This window comes from Desertihabitans aurantiacus (assembly GCF_003344635.1).
Lineage (GTDB): Bacteria > Actinomycetota > Actinomycetes > Propionibacteriales > Propionibacteriaceae > Desertihabitans > Desertihabitans aurantiacus.
This window is the reverse complement of sequence record NZ_QPKK01000411.1, coordinates 1-2,177: the sequence shown is the minus strand read 5'-3', so window position 1 is coordinate 2,177 and position 2,177 is coordinate 1. Positions and strand designations below refer to the sequence as shown.

Annotated in this window: 2 protein-coding genes; both read left to right on the top strand. The window is 70.5% G+C overall.

Features of this window, described 5'->3' with window-relative positions; all coding sequences use genetic code 11:
• On the top strand, positions 1 to 1,373 hold a 1,373-nt coding region (locus DVA66_RS19650; protein WP_157974163.1), incomplete at its 5' end, for a DUF11 domain-containing protein.
• Positions 1,374 to 1,605: 232 nt separating this feature from the next.
• A partial coding sequence (locus DVA66_RS19645) for a hypothetical protein (RefSeq protein WP_198671975.1) occupies positions 1,606 to 2,177 on the top strand: 572 nt, incomplete at its 3' end.

The following is a 2,177-nucleotide window of genomic DNA, read 5'->3' as shown; positions in this document are numbered from 1 at the left end:
TCGCCAGCCGTGGTGACTACGACGGCACCACCTGGACCATCGGTGAGCTGGCCGCTGGTGAGGTCGTGACGCTGGTGATCGATGTGACGGTGGAGCCTGCGGCCGATGGGACCATCGTGACCAACGTGGCCCAGCTGTCGGGCAATGGTCGGGAGATCGCCGATGACCCGAAGAACCCGGGCAAGGATGGTGGTCGTAACACCAGCCCCGATGATGGCTATGACGAGGTCGACATCACCGTCCGCTCCGGGGATCCGGTGCTGGACAAGAAGGTGCTGCTGCCGGGGGAGAGCCTCGATGATGCCGGTGAGGTCAGCGACACCCTGTATGACGAGGACGGGAACCCGCAGCCTCGTGAGGTGTCGGCCGGTGAGGTGATCCAGTACGGGATCGTCGTGAAGGGTCACGAGGAGTTCCCTGCCAGCGAGGTGTTCGTGGAGGACGCGCTGCCGGCTGGGATCACCTACGCCGGTGACTACGTCGCCAGCCGTGGTGAGTACGACGGCACCACCTGGACCATCGGTGACCTGGCCGCCGGTGAGACGGTCACCTTGGTGATCGATGTGACGGTCGAGCCGGCCGAGGAGGGCACGGTCATCACGAACGTGGCCCAGCTGTCCGGGAACGGTCGGGAGATCGCCGATGACCCGAAGAACCCGGGTCGCGATGGTGGTCGTAACACCAGCCCCGATGATGGCTATGACGAGGTCGACATCACCGTCCGCGCCGGTGCTCCGACGCTGGACAAGAAGGTGCTGCTGCCCGGGGAGAGCCTCGATGATGCCGGTGAGGTGACCGACACCCTCTACGACGAGAACGGGAACCCGCAGCCGCGTCAGGTGCAGGTCGGTGATGAGATCCAGTACGGGATCGTGGTCAAGGGTCACGACACCGACCCTGCGGTCGATGTCGCGGTCGAGGACGTGCTCCCGGTCGGGGTCGCCTACGCCGGTGACTACGAGGCGAGCCGTGGTGAGTACGACGGCAGCACCTGGACCATCGGTGATCTGGCCGCGGGTGAGGTGGTCACGCTGGTGATCGATGTGACGGTCGATGATGTCGCGGCGGGGGAGATCGTCACCAACGTGGCCCAGCTGTCGGCCAACGGTGAGGAGGTCGCCGACGACGGTCAGCGTGAGGGCCGCAACACCGACCCCAGCGATGGCTGGGACGCGGTCGACATCACCGTGGGCGACCTCGGCGGTGAGGAGCTGCCCGACAGCGACGAGGGCCCGCAGGATGGGTCCGCGCCGGGTGGTCAGCTGCCCGATACCGGTGCACCGGCAGTGCTGCTGCCGCTGCTGGCCGGACTGGCCCTGGCCGGAGCCGGCACGACGCTGGTGATCCGCCGCCGCCGGGCAACGGGTCTGTGACCCTGACCCGCTAGCACCCAACTGCAGGGGTGCCGGACACGCGAACCGCGTGACCGGCACCCCTGCCGCCGTTCCCGGACGAACGCACGAGCGGCCCACTGGCTGTGCCGACGTCGGGGCTCGGCGCCGTTCGTGCTGGCACGGCGCGGTCCTTGCTGCATCTCCTGGGGCCGCGCATGCGGAACCACCGACCGCGTGGACGCGCCGGGGCCCGGTTGACGCAGTCGCACAGGTGTTCGATTATGAGGAGGTGGGTGCCGCTGCTTCTTCGCTGACCGGGTCGGTCCGTGCCGACCGGATCGCCGAGCTGCAGCAACGCGTGCACCAGATGCAGGGGACCGCGCTCTCCCAGCCGGTGCCCACCCTGCCCGCCCTGCAGCCGCTGCTCACCCTCCGCACCGGCGCCAGCTACGCGGTGGACTCCCCGGCCCTGGCGATGGCGCTGATGGCCGGGCCCTCGGCGGCCGGTTGGTGGTCGGCCGTGGTCGGGCTCCCCGAGCTCGGCATCGAGGCCGCGGCCGCCCTCGGGGTGGCGCTGGAGCGCACGGTGCTGGTGCCCGACCCCGGAGCGGCCTGGCTGAACGTGGTGGCGACCCTGGCCGAGGTGCTACCGGTGGTGGTCACCCGCCCGCCGGCCGCGGTGGGTCAGCACGACGCCGCCCGGCTCACCGCCCGGCTGCGCCAGCGCGGGGCGGTGCTGATCGCCCTCGGCGACTGGCCGCGGGCCGACGCCCGGCTCCGGGTGGTCCGCTCCCGCTGGTCGGGGATCGGGGCCGGGCACGGCCACCTGGCCGGTCGGGTGCT